This window comes from Novosphingobium cyanobacteriorum (assembly GCF_029436685.1).
GTDB classification, from domain to species: Bacteria; Pseudomonadota; Alphaproteobacteria; order Sphingomonadales; family Sphingomonadaceae; genus Novosphingobium; species Novosphingobium cyanobacteriorum.
Genome location: NZ_JAROCY010000016.1, coordinates 1 through 16,790, shown reverse-complemented (window position 1 = coordinate 16,790; position 16,790 = coordinate 1). Strand labels below are relative to the sequence as shown.

Below are 16,790 nucleotides of genomic sequence, written 5' to 3'. Positions count from 1 at the left end.
CTATTCGTCCGCAAGTTATTCTATCCGTATCTACGCTGACCGAATCAGGGACTACGAATTCTGTTGCGCTGGATGCCTCATAACGAAATTCTCGGACCAGGGGGCACCAGTAACTGCCAATGAATGGAAGCAAGTCCCATGTCCAACTCCGACAAGATAATTCGCCTTAAGACCGTTCTCGCCCGGACCGGCCTGTCCCGGTCCACCATGTATCGCAAGATCGCAGAGGGTACTTTTCCGTCCCAAGTGAAGATCAGCGTCCACGGCGCGGGCTGGCGGGAATCCGCCGTTAACCGCTGGATCGATGACCCGGTGTCGTATCGGGCTGAGAGCTCGGCGCAGTGATATCGCCGCCTTTAGTCGAGCCGATCTGCGTGAGGGTCAATGACGCGGCGCGCATGATCGGTATTGGTCGCACCAAGCTCTACAAGATGATTGCTTCCGGCGAGATCGAGGCCATCAAGCTCGGCAAATCGACCCGGATCACAACCACCAGTCTGCACAAACTCATCATGCGGCAGCACGAGCCGTAATAGGCTCGGTTGCCAGCTTATTAACTTCCGACGCGTGATTGCCCAGGTAATCCGCCCATTGCTTCATCAAGCTCCGGCGCTTTTCAAAGAAGTCGGTTCGGCGGTAGGCGGCTTCAACCTTGTTGGGCAGCTTGTGGGCCAACGCCTTGTCAGCGACCTCTTTGGGAAAGTCCGTGCATTCAGCGGCCCAGTCCGTGAAGGTCGAACGAAAGCCGTGCACAGTGATTGTGGCGAAACCATCGTCGCGCAGCAGTTTGGTCATGGTCATGTCGCTGATCGGCTTCTTGCCATCGTTGGAGAAGACCAAACCGGTATCGCTGGTTCGCTCATTCCAGCGCTTGCGTAGCAGCGCCAAAGCCGGTGCAGAGAGCGGCACGATATGGGTTTCGCCTGCTTTCATCCGCTCGCCGGGAATGGTCCATACCGCATTTTCGAGGTCGAACTCGGACCATACCGCAAGGCGCGTCTCGTTGGATCGCACGGCATTGTAGATCGTGAAACGCAGTGCATCGCGTCCGGTCGTAGGAGACGCGGTGGTCAGCTTCTGCATCAGCGCCGGGACATCGGAATAGGGCATGGCCTCCATGTGCCCGCGCTTGTCGTTCTGACGCGGCAGACCCTTGCGCACCGAACGCAACGAGACTTCTTCCGGTACCCATCCTTTCACATGCGCGAAATCGAGCACCACGCCGATGCGCTGGAGCAGGCGTCGGGCTGTTTCCGGTATCTCCAGCCAGATCGGGGACAGCGCCTCGACGACGCAGGCGCTATCCACTTTGTCGACTGGCTTCTTGCCAATGCGCGGAAACAGGTGGCGCTCGAAACCAGACAACCAGCGGGCATGATGCCCGTCCTTCCAGCCGTCTCCCAGGGTCTCATGACACGTGCGGGTCGCGGCTTCGAAGGTCGGAATGACCTTCCGCGCTTTGCGCCGCTCGGCAACTGGATCGAAACCGTCACGAACCCGGCGACGCAGTTCTGCCGCCGCTGTTCTGGCATCGGTCAGCGAAACATCATGTGCCGATCCCAGCCCATAGTCGCGGCGTTGGCCTTTCAACTGCATGCGGAGCACCCATGTGCGCGCGCCGCTGGGCTTCACGACCAGGCACAAGCCCCTGCCATCGACATGCCGACCGGGCTTCGCATTCTTCACTTTCAGTACTGTCAGCGCCATCAGGTTCTAGTCCCTGTCAGGGATTCATACCGCCAAAAACAGGGGTATTTGGTCCCACAAGCATTCCCACATTTTAGCGGGAATTCAGGCGTTTCAGGGCGACCGACCGCGAACACGTTACAAGATAAATTGCTGATTTTACAGAGTAGTTGGAGACGCTCTGAAATTGCCTGAGACGAAAGTTATAGCGCCTCCTCCGCTACCAATAATCAAGCTCTTCGGGGCTTTTTTGAAACCAGGTTTGCAGACGATGTATCCTCGCACCTTTCACGCATGGCCTTTCTTGGCCGCGCTGTCAGGCTTCAGGAATGCGCGGATGTCTTTGACTTTGGCGTAGATGCGCAACCTTTGCGCAAGGCCATTCGTACCGATAGCTGGGTCTACTTCATCGGTGCCGAGGATGGCCCGGTTGAGATCGGCAGGACGAAAGAGCCTTAAACCCGGCTTGGCACATTGCAGACGACCTACCCCGACAAACTGTTCATCTATGCCGTGATCCCTGCCGCGGCAGAGCGCGAGCGTATCCACGCCCAGGAAGATGCCGCACTGGACGCCATCAAGCAGATTGCCAACGGGCACAACGATCCCCGCATCTGGCCATGGGCAGGAGTATCGGCGGTGCCACCATCATCGCCGCTCAGTGCCAACGCATGACCAGCCAAGCAGCCAGCCTTGCCCCTGAGCAATGCACCGCATCGGTGAAGGGACAGATACTACGCTGTGATTGCCCGCAATCCATTCGCCAAGCATTGGAAAATTGTCCACGCCGCCTAAACGCGAAATAGGTGGTGAAATCGCTGGCATGGTCGATCGCCCCTCCCTTCGGCGGCCGCTGCATGGTGATTTGCATGGGCATGACTTCGAACGAATCGTCACAAGATAATGGCCGATCCGCCTAAGGACTGGTGGCGCGATCGTTATGACGAACCTGTCGTTCCCCGCACCCGATCCGCGCAGTACCCGCAATCCAGGTGTCGCCGGGCCTCTGCCCGTGCGCGGATGAATCTGCTGCGGGCGTTTGGCCGGCGCAGGCGACGAGGGGACCATGATTTCGCACTGGCTTGCCGAATTGCAGTATCGGCTCGGCGCTACGATTGATGCGTCTGGCAAGATCGTTCCCGATACGTCGTGGAGCGCGCAGCTTCTCTCGTCCGATCGACTGTGGATGTTGCTGGAAGGCACGCACGTGCTGACGCTCATGCTGTTTGCGGGCACGATCCTGTTTGTCGACCTGCGCCTGCTTGGTGTGGCTTTCCGCAACGTGCCGGTTTCGCGAGTGGCGGACCAGGTCCTGCCATGGACCGTGGGCGGGTTTATCGTGCTGCTGGTGACGGGAAGCCTGCTGTTCTTCTCCAATCCGCTGGAATACTGGCACAATTTTGCATTTCGGCTGAAGCTGGGCTTTCTGGCCGTGGCGGCCGTCAACATCTTCTGGTTCCACTATCGCGTACAGGCCAACCGCCCCTTGTGGGACGATGCGCAGGTCCCGCCTGCGAGGGTGCGCATTTCGGGCGCCACATCGATCGCCCTGTGGTTCGCGGTCATCTTTTCGGGCCGCTACATGGCTTATGACTGGACCAAGTGCATGAACCCCGGCCCGCTGGTCGGCTCGGTCGCCCAATGCGAACTCTACGACCAGACACTCGAACAGATCGACGAGGAGATCGCACAATGAGCGTCAACTTCCGTGGTGTCGTCCCCGCACTGGAGGGCCCGCTCGACAGCTTTGCCCAGATCGAGTGGATCAAGGAACTGAACCAGACGACATGGCTCTTCGCCATTGTTGAAACCGCGCACCTGCTGTCGATGGTCATCCTCGGGGGCGCTGTGCTGGTGCTGAACCTGCGCCTGCTCGGCGCCATCCTCAAGGATGTTCCTGCCCGCACGGTTGAGGCGGCCACCCGGCCCTGGCTGTTGGCCGGGATCATCGGCACGATTTCCACCGGTATCTACATGGGCGTGGCCACCATCGTCACCCTGCTGCCCAATGGCGCTTTCTTCGTGAAGATGATCGCGCTGATCGCCGCGATCCTGATGAGCGTCGCGGTCTCGAAGCAGGTGCGTGAAGGCGAGAGAAAGGAAGGCGGAGACCGGCATCCGCTCGGCCTGGCCATCGCCTCGGGCGCGTTGTGGCTGGTCGGCCTTGTGCTGTTCTCGGCAACGACTGAACTGGCTTCGGGCTCGCTGATCGTCGCCTTTGCCGGCTTCGTGCTGTTTGCCGCCAGCCTCGCACGCTACCGCGGCGCCTATCTCGCTTCGCTTGGCGCAGTCGTCGTCCTGGCCGTCCTGCTTTCACTGCGCCTCGATGCAGGAAGCACGGCGCTTCCCGGGCTTGCGGCAATTGTTCTCGCACTCGGCGTGGCCATTGCAGCGGGATGGTTCGAGACGCGAGCCAGAACCGGGCCCGTCCTCGGCCGGCTTCAGGTTGCTGCGCTGTCCTCGTCCATGGCGTGGATCACCGTTGCCGCTGCGGGAAGATGGATCGGCTTCAGCTGATAGCTGCGCCAGAAATGACAATAAACCTCCCCATCCCCTGCCCGGGATGAGGGAGGTTTCGGAATTTCGAAATATCGCTTTTTGAGTTCATAAGCATATTACGATTGCTTTCTTCTGCATCATTTCCAGCAGTACTAAGCGCCCACCATCGTAATCAAATTCAGATGGGGGTCCCAATGTCTCGTCAAATCACCAAGCCTGCAGGAAAGCGCGCAAATATTGCTGCTCTCACGCTAGGAGCTTCAATCTTCGCCATCCTCCCCGGCAACCCCGCCCTCGCCCAGGCAGCCACGCCCGCCGCACAGGCATCCGTCGAACAGGCACCCGTCGCACAGGCGCCCGCCGCGCCCAAGCTGGACAAGGCCAGGATCGACGCGCTTCTCGCCACGCCCGACAAGGTTGTTTTCATCGACGTGCGCCGCGCCGACGAGATCAGCCAATTGGGTGGCCTGCCGGTGTTCCTGAACATCCAGATCAGCGAGCTCGACCGCTTCCTGTCCTACATCCCGCGTGATCGCCAGATCGTCACCGTGTCCAACCACGCTGGCCGCGCTGGCAAGGCGGCGGCCCTGCTGCTGGCCAAGGGGCTGAACGTGGTCGGTGCCATCGGTGTGGAAGACTATGCGGCGGAAGGCGGCTTTCTCTATGGCCAGAAGGTGGTGACACCCGCCATCGACGGCGTGGTCGCCGCCGGCACCCGCGTTGAAGTGGTGCGTGAAGGCTTCGAAGGCACCGAAGGGCCGATCGCGCTGGCCGATGGCTCGATCCTGTTCACCGAAAACCGGGCTGACCGCATCGTGAAGCTCGGTGTCGACGGCACGGTTTCGACCTGGCTCGAAAAGACCGGTGGCGCCAATGCGCTGGCGCTCTCGGCCAACGGCGAACTGCTGGCGGTGCAGACTGCGCCTTCGGGCATAGCGGTGCTGCAGCCCAAGCCCAAGGTTCTTGCCGCCAAGTTCGATGGCAAGCCGCTCAACCGCCCGAACGACTTCGCGCTCGCCCGCAACGGCAACATTTACTTCTCCGATCCGGGCGCTCCGGCGCAGGCCGGTGCGCCTGCGCCCGCAACCCCGCCCAAGACCGGCTTCTACTGGCTCGATCGCAAGGGCAAGGTCCACCTCGTGGCCGATGACATCCGCCGCCCCAACGGCGTGGCGCTGAGCCCCGATGAAAAGACCGTCTATGTCGCCAACACGGCCGGTGAATATCTCCTCGCGTGGACGGTCAATGCCGACGGCAGCCTGACCGGGCGCCGGGATTTCGTGAAGCTGGCCGGCTTCAAGACCACCCCCACCGGCCCGTCAAGCGGTGCGGACGGCATCGTCGTCGACAAGGATGGCCGCGTGTTCGTGACCAGCACCCTCGGCATCGAGGTCTTCTCCGCCGAAGGCCAGCCGCTTGGCGTGATCAAGCTGCCCAAGCAGCCCCAGAACCTTGCCTTCGGGGGCAAAGAGCACGCCCACCTCTACGCGGTCGGCCGCGGCTCGGCCTACCGCATCGCCACGCTGACCAAGGGCGTGGATCGGCCGGGCAAGTAACCAGAACAAAACGATTTCAGGGACAAATCATCATGCGTAACCTTTCCACCCGCCGTTCGGCGCTTGCCGCCGCGCTGCTGCTTTCCACTGCTTCGGGCGCCTGGGCGCAGGAGGCTCCGGCCGATGCCCCGGCGGCAGACGAGGCTGACGGCATCGTCGTCACCGCCCGCAATCGCGAAGAAGACATCAACGACGTTCCGATCCCGATCACCGTGCTGAGCGGTGACACGGTCGCGCAGCAGCGCGTCTTCACCATTGCCGACCTGACCCAGCGCTCGCCCGGCCTCACCGCAACCACGCCCAACGCCCGCCGTACCGGCGTTTCGCTGCGCGGCATCGGCAAGACCAGCGGCAACGACAACATGGAAGCCGCCGTCGGCGCGATCGTCGACGACGTGTTCCTCGGCCATGTCGGCATGACCTACCAGGATTTCACCGATCTCCAGCAGGTCGAGATCCTGCGCGGTCCGCAGGGTACGCTGCTTGGCAAGAACACCTCGCTGGGCGTGATCAAGTATACCACCAAGGCGCCCACCTTCGATCCCGAAGGCACGCTGGAACTGGAAAAGGGCTTTACCCGCCGCGCGTTCAAGGCACGCGGTTCCTACTCCACCGGCCTCGTGCAGGACGTTCTCGCCTTCCGCGCTTCGTTCTTCCTCGACAAGCAGGATGGCGACATCCTCAACATCAACCCCGCGCGCGGCGGCCGCTGGCACGAACGCAACCGCTGGGGCGGCCGCTTCCAGCTGCTGTTCAAGCCTTCGAGCAACTTTTCGCTGAAGCTGAACGCCGACAGCGCCGAAACCAACGAGAATTCGAACACCAAGCCGTGGATCGTCGATCCCGCCACGCTGGATGACGGTTCGCCTCGCACCAGCAGCTACTCGATCCGCCTCGCCCGCAGCTATTTCAACGGCTACACTCCGATCATCGGTTCGACCACCACGATCGACATGGACCAGGCCGAACCGCTGATCACCCGAAACAGCGGCGTATCGCTGGTGGCGGACTGGGATGTGGGCCCTGTCCAGCTCAAGTCAATCTCGGCGTGGCGCACGCTGCACTTCGATGCGAAGAACGACAGCGAGCAGACCCGCTTCCCCATCGCCCGGGGCGGCACGCTGGTGGATACCGAGCAGCTCTCGCAGGAACTGCGCATCAGCGGCAACCTGACCAACCGGATCGATTTCCAGGCGGGTCTCTACCTGTTCAAGATCGATACCGAAACCACCAGCCGCAACCTGTTCGGTCGCGATGCCGGCGCGTTCTATGCCTCGAGCAGCCAGTACGCGGCGCTGAATACCGCAGCCAACCTGCCATTCCTGCGCGCCTCGCTGGAAAACGTGTTCTCCACCACCTACCAGAACCCCGTTTCGAAGAGCGAGGCGGTGTTCGCGCAGGCCAACTGGAAGCTGACCGACCGCTTCACCGTCACCGGCGGCGTGCGCTACACCTGGGAGCAGAAGGACAGCATCACCACCCGCGCTGCGACCTACGTCGATGGCACAGCCTTGGTCGCCACCGGTAATAGTACCGCCGATGCGATCCGCAGCACCCAGCTCGGCGCGCCCTATGCCGACATCAAGGGTGAACCGATCCGCGACGGTTCGTTCTCGTGGCTGATCAACCCCAGCTTCAAGATCACCGACGATGTGCTGCTCTATGCCTCGGCTAGCGGCGGCGGCAAATCGGGCGCGGTGGCGTTCCTCAACGACGGCACGCTCGCCAACGTGCTGCCCGAACGCACCACCGACTTCGAACTGGGTGTGAAGGGCGCGTTCTTCGCAAACGCCTTGCAGCTCAGCGTGAACCTCTACAATACCCGGGTCCGCAACTACCAGAACGTCACCAGCTACAAGGACGATGCGTCGGCCACCGGCTTCAGTTCGCGCCTCGGCAACATTCCGGGCCTGCGCGCCCGGGGCGTCGAACTCGATGGCCACCTGCGCGTCAGCGATGCGTTGTCGTTCAACTTCGGCGGGGCTTTTAACGATGCAGTCTACACTGACTGGTCGAATGCAACCTGCCCGCGCAACGTCGTCACCACCAAGGATAACCCCACCTGCAACAACACTGGCAAGCAGGTCGTCGGCGCACCGAAGTGGAACGTGATCATCGGCTTCAACGTCGACCAGCCGATCGGGGACAGCGGCTTCACCCTGCGCGTGTTCGCCAATGATACCTGGCGTTCATCGCACAACCTCGAACAGCTGCTTTCGCCCTATGGCTTCCAGAAGGGTTACCACCTGACCGACGCCGGCATCGGCGTTGCCAAGGAACTGGGCGGGGTGGAAACCGAGTTCAGCATCGTCGCCAAGAACCTGTTCGACACGCAGTACACCACCAGCGTCAACGATTTCAGCAACAACGCGCCGGTCGGTTACGATGGCGTCGGTCCCCGTCGCTACGTTGGCGCGCTGCTCCGCGTGAAATACTGAAGGAGGCCACAGACATGAACCGCAAGTCGCTTCTGATCGCCGCCAGCTCTGCGCTGGCAGGGCTCGTCGCCCTGCCGGCCGCCAGCTGGGCCCACCATGCGTTTGCCGCCGAGTTCGATTCCAGCAAGCCGCTGGTGATCGATGGCGTGGTCACCAAGGTGCGCTTCGTCAATCCGCACAGCTGGATCTACCTCGACGTCAAGAACAAGGACGGCTCGGTCACCAATTGGGGCTTCGAATTCGGCACGCCCACCTCGCTGCGGTCCGCCAACATCACGCGTGACAACGTGCATGCCGGCGTGCCGATCCGCCTTGCCGGCTACAAAGCGAAGAACGGCGGTCCCTTCGGCTATGCCACCACGGTCGTCTTGCCGGGCGGGCGCAAGGTGCAGACGGGCAGCGCGCCAGACGCACCGCCGCCGCCCGTGGGGAAATGAGATGATCCGCAAGACAGCGATCCTGCTGGCGGCATCCACCGCGCTTCTGATGCCTGCCCTTGCCGAGGCCGCTCCCGCCAAGTCGGCTGTTGCCTCTGCTCCTGCCGCACCCGCCATTCCGCGGCAGGCGGATGGCAAGCCCGATTTCTCCGGGATCTGGCAGGTTCTGGGAGAGGCCGACTACGATCTCGAACCCCATGCGGGGCGCCGCGATGCGCCACCGGGGCCGGGCGTGGTCGAAGGCGGGGTGATCCCCTACACCGCCGAGGCGCACGAACGGCGCAAGGCCAACTTCGCCGCGCGGGCCAAGGATGATCCGCGCCTGAAGTGCTGGGTGCTGGGCGTCCCCCGCGGTGTCTATTATCCGGCACCGTTCCAGATCTTCCAGCGGGCGCAGGATCTCACGCTCGTCCACCAGTTCGGCAACCAGGTCCGCACCATCCGCACCGATGGCTCCGATCACCCGCAGGAAAAGCACCAGGAGTTCTGGCTGGGGGACAGCCGCGGCCACTGGGAAGGCGAAACGCTTGTCGTCGACGTGGCGGATTTCAACGAGGAAACCTGGCTGGATCGTGCAGGCAATTTTCATGGTCCAGACCTCCACGTCGTGGAACGCTGGACCTTCCTCGATGCCAACACGATCAACTACCGCGCCACGCTTGATGAACCCGGCGTCTATTCGAAGCCCTGGACCATCGAGGTCCTGCTGCATCGCCGCCGGGACAAGGGTTTCCAGCTGATCGAGGACTATTGCTACGCGCTCGAGTACGATCGGTTCTATCCGCACAAGGATGGCCAATGATGAACGTCAGGATTCTCTGCGCCACCACGGCGCTGCTGCTTGCCGGCCACGCCCCTGTGGCTTCGGCCCAGGACGCGGCCCCTGCGCCCCAGCCAACCGCGCCAGGCATCCGCTGGCAAAAGGAAGTGCCCGTGATCGCCTCGGGCGAATGGACAGGCGCGCGGTTGCCCGATGGACAGCCCGATGTCGGTGGATTCTGGTCGAACACCATTTCGAACCACAGCAACTTCACCGATCCGCAGGCGGGTCCTCCGGGTGAACCATCGGCAGCGGCCAAGCTGCCGCGTGACCAGCGCGCGCCCAGCCGCGTGTCCGATCCGGCGGATGGGCAGATCCCCTATCTCCCCGCCGCCCGCGCGCTGCAGGAAGATTTCGCCCGCAACTTCCCGAACCCGGTCAAGCCGCGCTACATCGAACCGCTGGCGCGTTGTGCCCCGGCCGGGGTGCCCAAATCGTTCATGTGGCATGGCTACGAGGTGCGGCAATATCCCGGCCATTTCGTGTTCCTGTTCGATTCCGGCACGCGGATCATCAAGCTCGATGGCTCGCCGCATCTCGCACCCGGGATCAAGCTGTGGAACGGTGATTCCCGGGGCCACTGGGAAGGCAACACCCTGGTCGTCGATACGCGCAACAACAACGGCAAGTCCCTGTTCGGCCGTTATGGCGATTTCATGAGCGAGAATGCCACCGTCGCCGAACGCTTCGTGTTCGATGCCGATGGCAAGCGCTTCAACTACATCGCCACCTTCACCGATCCCACGGTCTATTCGCGCCCGTGGACGGCCACCATCCCGGCCCGCCGCTATACCGTGGCGGACAAGCCCGATGGCTGGCACTTCGACGTGAAGCCCGTGAACGCGCCGGGCAAGCCGCTGCAGTACGAGCACTACGAGCGCATCTGTGCCGAAAACAACGGCCCGTTCGGCGGCGGCGCCGTGGGCGTGCCTTCGGATGAGGCCGTGATCGATCGCTGATCCACCTGCAGCGTACGCAAAAAAGGGGGGCCGGGATGCTTGAAGCGTCCCGGCCCCCCTTTTTCATCTTTCTGCCGTCAGCCGAACTTGCGGGCCAGCACCGCCGCGATCGCATCGGCATCGGCCGGCGCGATCGGCGCCTTGTAGACGTTGATCATCTTGGCGACCGAATCCTTCCAGAACTGCGCGCCTTTGCCTCGCGGCTGGGTCACGATGTATTCCAGCGAATGGCACGTCGAACAGATGTTGACCACGATCTCGCCCTCGCTGTCGACCAGCACGGCGGGAACCGCCTCGGCCGGTGGCGAAAAGGTCAGGGGCCTTGCAGCCACGGCACCGCACAGCACCAACGTGGCCGATGCGGCCAGAGCGATCGATCCCTTGCGCATCACGCCACCTCCAGCCTGATCGTCTCGATCACGTTGCGCATGTATCCGGCGGGTTGCCAGCGTTGCTCCAGCGGCTGCGTTTCGCCGGCCGCAGTCTCGGCGCGCACCATGATCCGGTGCTCTCCCTTCTGCAAGGCAAGTCCAAGCTGCCATTCTCGGAACGAATAGCGCCCCAGGTCCTCGCCCAGCCGCGCCTCCTGCCAGGTTTGTCCGTCATCGGCGGAAAGCAGCACCCGCGCGATGTTCGATCCCCCGGCAAAGGCGATGCCCCGCAGCTTCGCCGTCCGCCCCGCAGCCACTCTCGCGCCATCGGCATGACTGGTGACGAACGATCGCACGTTAAACCGCCCGATCGGCTTGGTCTTGTCGGGCTTCTGCCCGGGGATCAGGCAATTGCAGTCGTTGTCGGGAATGCGATAGGCCGTCTTCATCCAATACCCGTCGAACTGGGCATCGACCACATTGATCTCGTCGAGGTGCTTCACCCAATGCGTGCCGTAATGCCCCGGCACGATCAGCCGCAGCGGATAGCCGTTCAGGAAGGGCAGGTCCTGACCGTTCATCTGGAACGCCACCAGCACCTCGCCATCGCGCGCATGATCGATATCGAGCGCCTTCACGAAATCGGGGATACCGTCGAGCGGTGGGTTGTCGAGGCCGTTGAAGGTCACCTGCCGCGCGCCTTCGCGAACCCCGGCCTTGTCGAGCAGCGCCTTCAGCGGCACGCCACGCCAGCGCGCATTGCCCATGGCCCCGTTGCCCAGCTGGCCGCCGCCAACCCGTGGCTCCACAAACCCGCGGCTATTGCCCGAACACTGGTTCACCGCCACGATCTCGCTCACCGGAAAATCGCGCTTGAGGCTGGCCAGTGACAGGTCGAGCGGTTGGCCCACATGCCCGCCGATCCGCAGCCGGAACGTGGCCGGGTCGATCACCTGAGGCAGACCGGACAGGTGATAGCGCACGAAGAAGGCGTCATTGGGCGTGATCAGCCCCTTGTCGAACACCTCGAACGGCGTTTCCAGCTGTGGCGGGCGGCTCGTCAGCAGGATCAGTTCGCGCTTCTGCGGAAAGCGAACGAGAGGGCGCGTGCCGTTGCCAAACGGCAGATCCACCGAACGGGCGATGGTTCGCGTGGACGCGGCGGCGAGCGACAGGCCTGCTGCCGTCACAAAGCGGCGGCGATCAATGTGTGTCATCGGCGTTCCTGTCAGTGGCTCAGCGGCGCGGTGGCCAGCTGCGCGATCGCCAGCGCCCCTGCCTCTATGCCCGGCGTCGGAACCAGCAGCAGATCCTTGCGGTCGGTGAACGGCGCAATCTGCACGGCCTGCTCGGCCGGGCGGGCCCGCTTCTTCCCGCTCAGCACGTCGGGATCGAGATGCGGCGCCAACATGGCGACGAACTGATAGGCATAGTTGCGCAGCAGCGTGCCCTTCTGCAGCGCGATCTTGGTGGTGCCCGCGCCGAACAGCGCGCCCGATCCGGGAACGACCCGCAGTTCACCCTGTGCGCCGCCATCGATCGCCATCTCGGCAATGATGCCCACTCCGGCACCCAGCCGCACATAGGTCTTGATCACGTCGGCATCCATCGCGCGCAGCCGCAGGTCCACTTCGATCCCCGCCCGCTCGAACGTCTCGATCACCCGCGATCCGCCTGAAAACTCGGCGTTGTAGGTGATGATCGGATAGCGGGCGATGTCGGCCAGCGTCGGTTCGGCGATGTCCAGCAGCGGGTGCCCCTCTGGCGCGATCGCCACGTGGCGCCAGGTGAAGCAGGGATAGGTTTCCAGGTGCTGGTTGCCGTCCACCGCCTCGGTCGCCACGCCAATGTCGGCCTCGCCCCGCACCAGCGCATCCACCACATAGCTCGGGCTGCCCTGCAGCAGTTCCACCTCAACCTTCGGAAACAGCTGTCCGAACTGCAGCAGCAGTCGCGGCAGCACATAGTTGGCCTGGTTGTGCGTGGCGGCGATGATCAGCCGGCCCTTGTCCGCCTGCGCGAACTGGTCCGACAGGCGCTTGAGATTGTCCGCCTCCTGCAGCAGCCGGTCGATCACCTTCGCCGCATTCTCGCCCGCGGGCGTCAGGCCCACAAGTCGCTTGCCCCGCCGCACGAAGATATCGACCCGCAGCTCCTGTTCCAGTTCGCGGATCTGCTTGCTCACGCCCGATTGCGACGTGAACAGCTCGTTGGCCACCTTGGTCAGGTTCAGGTCATTCTTCACCGCCGCGCGGACATAGCGCAATTGCTGAAGGTTCATGTCCGCCCCCGCTGCCCGGCTCGTGCCGGATCGGCTTGAGGCGAGACGCGGGTGTCCAGTGAAATCGACATGATGTGCGCCCCTCGCTCGCTTGTGGCGAAGCATCCTCCGAAGGGTAGCAGCCGTCTCTACCTCTTTAGTAGACATTTCGGCGATTCTCAAGCGGCGCGTGAGTTTGGCCAAGCCAAATGGCAAGTGAAACCTGCAAATTGTTCTATGCTAATTGCAATTCACGCTTTCCCGGTGCTTCGCACCCTGCCGCATGTCGATATGACCAACCATGCCTTCGCCCTCGCCGATCCGCGGCGTATGGCGCGAAAGGGGCAAAGACCGGACACGATGCCCCGATGATGAGGTGATCGTGAAACCCACTGCAATTCTCGTACCGGCCGCGGCGGTGGCCAGCCTGCTCGTCGCCTCATCGGCGCTCAATGCGCAGGCTACTCCGGCCGAGCCCCTGCCTTTGCCCGAATTGATGGGGCACGTGATGCAGCGCAACGCAACCCAGCTCTGGGCCTGGACCGCGCAGGAAACCGATGCCGGCGGCAACCATTCGGGTGAACCACGCACCGACGAGGAGTGGGAGGACGCGGAAAGCGACGCGCTGACCCTTCGCCAACTCGCCGTGGTGCTGCGCGGCGCACCCTATCGGCAGGAAGATCCACGCTGGGACCGTCTTGCCGGAGACCTCGAAGCCGCCGCCAGGCAGAGCGCAGAGGCGGCCGAGCGCAAGGATCTTGTCGGGTTGACCAGCGCGGGCGAAGCAATCAACGCCCGCTGCGTCGCCTGCCATTGGGCCTTCGCCCCCGCGCTAGAGGCCACGCCTCCGCCAGTGCCCATCTCCTGAAGGTTCAGCGTCAAAGATCGAAGCGCAGTTCGGCAAGCAGCCGCCGGCCGGCCGAATAGAGAAACGCTCCGTTGGACGAGACCTGCCAGCCATAACCGTCGAACACGTTGGCCATCTGCAAGCGCAGCAGCGCACGCGTTTTGCCCAGCGGAAACCGGTATCGCATGCCCAGGTCCAGCGTTTCACGCGGCGGAGCATAAAGGCTGTTCGAAGGATTGCCCACGCGCGCCGAAAGGCTTTCGAACGCGGCATCGAGCGACAGCGGGCTCGCCCCGCCGTCCAGCCTCCAGTCGATGTTGGCGATGGAGCGCCGCCGGATCGTCCCCACCGGCCGCGCACCGATCCGCCCCTCGTCCACCAGCAGGCCCGTGATGCGTGAATCGATCAGGACATTGCCCAGCACCACGGTCAACCCCGAGCGCAGCGCGCCGGTGAGCGAAACCTCGATTCCCCGGTTGGAAGAAGAGCCGAGATCGCGATAGAGCAACTGATCGTCGAGATTGTAGTAGGGCTTGGAGATCTGGAACACCCCGGCCACCAGGCTCAGGCCCTTGTTCAGGCCATAGCGGAATCCCAGGTCGGTCTGGCTGGTGCGGATCGCGGGGGGAACTGCGCCGCGATTGGTCGCGTTCTGCGGCGCCACGGCCACTTCCTCGAACCCGCGCATGTACCCGCCATAGAACGTCAGCCTGGGCGTCAGGCTGTAATTGCCGGTGATGCTCCCCGTGACCGGCCTGTCGCGGTTTGACGTGACCAATCCGGCGCTCACGAAGCGGATGGTCTTGCTGTATCGCGATGCCGCAACCGCTGCGTCCACCAGGAAGCGCCCTGGCCGCGTGAGGGTATAGGCTACGCCCAGCGTCGCTTGCGCGGAGTCGTCGGTATCGTCCACGCCCAGCGTGATCACCGGCCGGCGCCGCTCGTCGGCGAACAGGATGCTGCTGGGCCCCAGCGATATCCGCTGCACCCCGCCGAACCGGCGATCGCCGGTCCGCCCGCGAAAGCTCAAGGTCACCCGGTGCGCCAGCGGCCCGTCGGCAAAACTGCGCACCACCCGTGCTTCGCCGGAAAGCGTGCGGTCCCGGTTGTTGCCGTCCACCACCATCACGCGGTTGGCCACGGTCCCATCGGCGCGCAGATTGGCGAAGATATCGGTGAAGTTGGCGTCCACCCGTCGCACTGCGCGGAACAGACCTGCCTCGATCCGCCAATCGCCCAGCGGCAGCTTGGCCAGCGCGCCAAACACTTCCTGCGTGTTGTCGCGGTCGCTCCAGCTCTGGCCGATCATCCTGCGGCGGGGGATCTGCGGCGGCAGGGCGTCCCCACCGGGGAACAGCGCCGGGGCAGCCTCGTCGTCATAAGTGCGGGTCTTGCCCCAGAAGGCGATCACGCTCGCTCCCTGATAGGGGCGCCATGCGACGCCACCCGATGCGATCCATGACTTGAAGTTGCCGCCTTCGTGGCGGTTCTGCCGGCGCACCGTTCCGCCCAGATAGGCGCGCAGGCCCGATCCCAGCGCAAAGTTGCTGTCAAGGCTGCCCAGCACCGAGCCGAACTGGGCCCGTTCCAGCCCGATGGTGAACTGGTCGGCATCGGACGCGGCAGAAAGATCAAAGTCCACGATCCCGGTCGGCGCCGGAAATGGATAACCCTGCGCAGCAATGCCCACGCGCACGCGGCTGCCGCGCGCCAGGCGGTTCGGCAGTCGGTCCACCGGTGCGAAATACAGGCCCTCGATGCGCGCATTGCCGGCATCCACTGGCGAAAAGCCCCGCACGTCCTCGTTGCTGTACAGCCCTACCCGCTCATTGCCGACGGATTGCCCAAAGGCATCGTTGGCGTTGGTGATCACGTTGTCGTCCACCCGCTGCGCCAGCGCGGGGCCGGGCATTGCGATGAAGCAGGCCGATGCCATCAATGCACGCGGCAACAGGCCGGAGCCCCCCCTGATCGTCCGGTTGTCCAATTTCGCCCCCACAGCTCAACGTCCCGACCCGTCGGCAGGAATTCCGATGCGCGTTATGAACGGACCCATCGGCGGAAAACCAATCGTTCGCCACATCCTTGTTCCAGATCATCACATGCACGTTGCGTGCATCCGGTTGTGCATGAAGCCATAAGTCCATGCAGAACAGAAAATGCTGCACAGGTGGCTTGAACGCGACGAGCGTCTCACCGAGCTTGCATGTTTGGTCTGCGTCCGCCGCGACGAAGCATTCGGCCCGGAGCCAGGGAGTGGGCGAAGTACACCAGATGCGACGGCCCGCTTCCGGCTGCACGTGACCGGACGCGGTCAGACTTGTAGGCCGCAACGGACCTCCGCCATTGCTGGGGGCGGTCGACGCGAAATCGGTTCAGATTGAAAAAGGAAGCGCCAGAGCTGAGGCCTTCCTTTGCAAGTCTCACGCCCCTTGCAGTCAGAACTACGTGGCCAAGGGCGGCAGCTCTACCGCTTTGAAGCGGCGAGCCGCAACTTTGCGGGCCGGCAGTCCGATAAAACTTCAAAACCTACCATCCTGTCAGGCGGAATCGAGGTAGTACAGACGTACCTTGAACGCATTGGCGCCAACCGCCTGCCCAGAGGAATGAACCAGTTGTATGGAGGGGGCAGATGGCGCGCCGCTTGAAACAGGCACTGATCCGTAATCAGGAACAGGCATGGCACTCGCATAGCTGCAGGTGAGACGCGCACGCGCAAGGCGGTGGCTGGGATCCTGCTTCGGCCATTCGTCAGGGGGCAACGGCGCTGCCCGAGGCTGCTTCTCTTGCAAGACAAGGCCTCTCCTGCCCGGTTTCAGGAGAGGCCTGTCATGTGGGTTTTCCGGGACGTTCGTTGTGGAGCGCTGGTGCTGTCAGCGTCAGCCCGCGACGACGGGGTGGCGCAGCTTGCCGATGC

The 16,790-nt window shown here is 63.3% G+C and carries 16 protein-coding genes; 10 read left to right on the top strand and 6 right to left on the bottom strand.

Going from position 1 to position 16,790, the window contains the following annotated elements; translation table 11 throughout:
• The first annotated feature begins 138 nt into the window (after positions 1 to 138).
• Together POM99_RS15910 and POM99_RS15905 are read left to right on the top strand one after the other, a co-directional pair.
• Positions 139 to 345 carry a helix-turn-helix transcriptional regulator gene (locus tag POM99_RS15910; RefSeq protein ID WP_277279470.1) on the top strand — a complete coding sequence of 69 codons (207 nt, stop codon included), beginning with the start codon at positions 139 to 141 and terminating at the stop codon, positions 343 to 345.
• A gap of 29 nt (positions 346 to 374) precedes the next feature.
• Positions 375 to 533 (top strand): helix-turn-helix domain-containing protein, encoded by a 159-nt coding sequence (locus POM99_RS15905; protein WP_277279469.1) that lies wholly within the window; start codon positions 375 to 377, stop codon positions 531 to 533.
• On the opposite strand, the gene POM99_RS15900 is transcribed toward POM99_RS15905, so the two are convergent.
• Together POM99_RS15900 and POM99_RS15895 are read right to left on the bottom strand one after the other, a co-directional pair.
• The gene (locus tag POM99_RS15900; protein WP_277279468.1) at positions 511 to 1,707 is read right to left on the bottom strand and encodes a tyrosine-type recombinase/integrase; all 1,197 of its coding nucleotides are present in this window, start codon (positions 1,705 to 1,707) and stop codon (positions 511 to 513) included. The two genes, POM99_RS15905 and POM99_RS15900, sit on opposite strands and share 23 nt — an antisense overlap.
• A gap of 267 nt (positions 1,708 to 1,974) precedes the next feature.
• Positions 1,975 to 2,286 (bottom strand): hypothetical protein, encoded by a 312-nt coding sequence (locus POM99_RS15895; protein WP_277279467.1) that lies wholly within the window; start codon positions 2,284 to 2,286, stop codon positions 1,975 to 1,977.
• A 466-nt stretch (positions 2,287 to 2,752) separates the two neighbouring features.
• Here POM99_RS15895 and POM99_RS15890 point away from each other — a divergent pair, with 466 nt between their 5' ends.
• The 7 genes from POM99_RS15890 (at position 2,753) to POM99_RS15860 (ending at position 10,395) form a co-directional block, all read left to right on the top strand.
• A complete protein-coding gene (locus POM99_RS15890) occupies positions 2,753 to 3,382 on the top strand; it encodes a DUF6644 family protein (protein ID WP_277279466.1) in 630 nt (209 codons plus the stop codon).
• Positions 3,379 to 4,203 carry a DUF6644 family protein gene (locus POM99_RS15885; RefSeq protein WP_277279465.1) on the top strand — a complete coding sequence of 275 codons (825 nt, stop codon included), beginning with the start codon at positions 3,379 to 3,381 and terminating at the stop codon, positions 4,201 to 4,203. Before POM99_RS15890 ends, POM99_RS15885 begins: the two co-directional genes overlap by 4 nt.
• A 176-nt stretch (positions 4,204 to 4,379) precedes the next feature.
• Positions 4,380 to 5,741, top strand: coding sequence for an SMP-30/gluconolactonase/LRE family protein (locus POM99_RS15880; RefSeq protein ID WP_277279464.1), 1,362 nt, complete (start codon positions 4,380 to 4,382; stop codon positions 5,739 to 5,741).
• A 32-nt stretch (positions 5,742 to 5,773) separates the two neighbouring features.
• Positions 5,774 to 8,179, top strand: coding sequence for a TonB-dependent receptor (locus POM99_RS15875; protein WP_277279463.1), 2,406 nt, complete (start codon positions 5,774 to 5,776; stop codon positions 8,177 to 8,179).
• A 14-nt stretch (positions 8,180 to 8,193) separates the two neighbouring features.
• The gene (locus POM99_RS15870; RefSeq protein ID WP_277279462.1) at positions 8,194 to 8,616 is read left to right on the top strand and encodes a DUF6152 family protein; all 423 of its coding nucleotides are present in this window, start codon (positions 8,194 to 8,196) and stop codon (positions 8,614 to 8,616) included.
• 1 nt (position 8,617) lies between these two features.
• Positions 8,618 to 9,418: a hypothetical protein gene (locus POM99_RS15865; RefSeq protein ID WP_277279461.1), complete on the top strand. Its 801-nt coding sequence runs from the start codon at positions 8,618 to 8,620 to the stop codon at positions 9,416 to 9,418.
• Entirely contained in the window at positions 9,418 to 10,395 is a 978-nt protein-coding gene (locus tag POM99_RS15860) for a hypothetical protein (RefSeq protein WP_277279460.1), read from the top strand. The genes POM99_RS15865 and POM99_RS15860 overlap by 1 nt, the downstream gene beginning before the upstream one ends.
• 77 nt (positions 10,396 to 10,472) lie before the next feature.
• Here the strand turns inward: POM99_RS15860 and sorB are convergent, their stop codons facing one another.
• From sorB to POM99_RS15845, 3 genes are read right to left on the bottom strand one after another with little or no spacing between them, the layout of a single operon-like run.
• On the bottom strand, positions 10,473 to 10,784 hold the full coding sequence (gene sorB / locus POM99_RS15855; RefSeq protein WP_277279459.1) for a SorB family sulfite dehydrogenase c-type cytochrome subunit: 312 nt from the start codon (positions 10,782 to 10,784) through the stop codon (positions 10,473 to 10,475).
• Entirely contained in the window at positions 10,784 to 11,983 is a 1,200-nt protein-coding gene (gene sorA / locus POM99_RS15850) for a SorA family sulfite dehydrogenase catalytic subunit (RefSeq protein ID WP_277279458.1), read from the bottom strand. Before sorA ends, sorB begins: the two co-directional genes overlap by 1 nt.
• 11 nt (positions 11,984 to 11,994) lie before the next feature.
• Positions 11,995 to 13,047, bottom strand: a complete 1,053-nt coding sequence (locus tag POM99_RS15845) for a LysR substrate-binding domain-containing protein (RefSeq protein WP_277279457.1) — start codon at positions 13,045 to 13,047, stop codon at positions 11,995 to 11,997.
• Between the two features lie 361 nt (positions 13,048 to 13,408).
• Here POM99_RS15845 and POM99_RS15840 point away from each other — a divergent pair, with 361 nt between their 5' ends.
• Positions 13,409 to 13,894 carry a hypothetical protein gene (locus POM99_RS15840; RefSeq protein ID WP_277279456.1) on the top strand — a complete coding sequence of 162 codons (486 nt, stop codon included), beginning with the start codon at positions 13,409 to 13,411 and terminating at the stop codon, positions 13,892 to 13,894.
• 10 nt (positions 13,895 to 13,904) lie between these two features.
• Here the strand turns inward: POM99_RS15840 and POM99_RS15835 are convergent, their stop codons facing one another.
• Positions 13,905 to 15,809 (bottom strand): TonB-dependent receptor domain-containing protein, encoded by a 1,905-nt coding sequence (locus POM99_RS15835; protein ID WP_277279455.1) that lies wholly within the window; start codon positions 15,807 to 15,809, stop codon positions 13,905 to 13,907.
• Positions 15,810 to 16,790 lie beyond the last annotated feature (981 nt).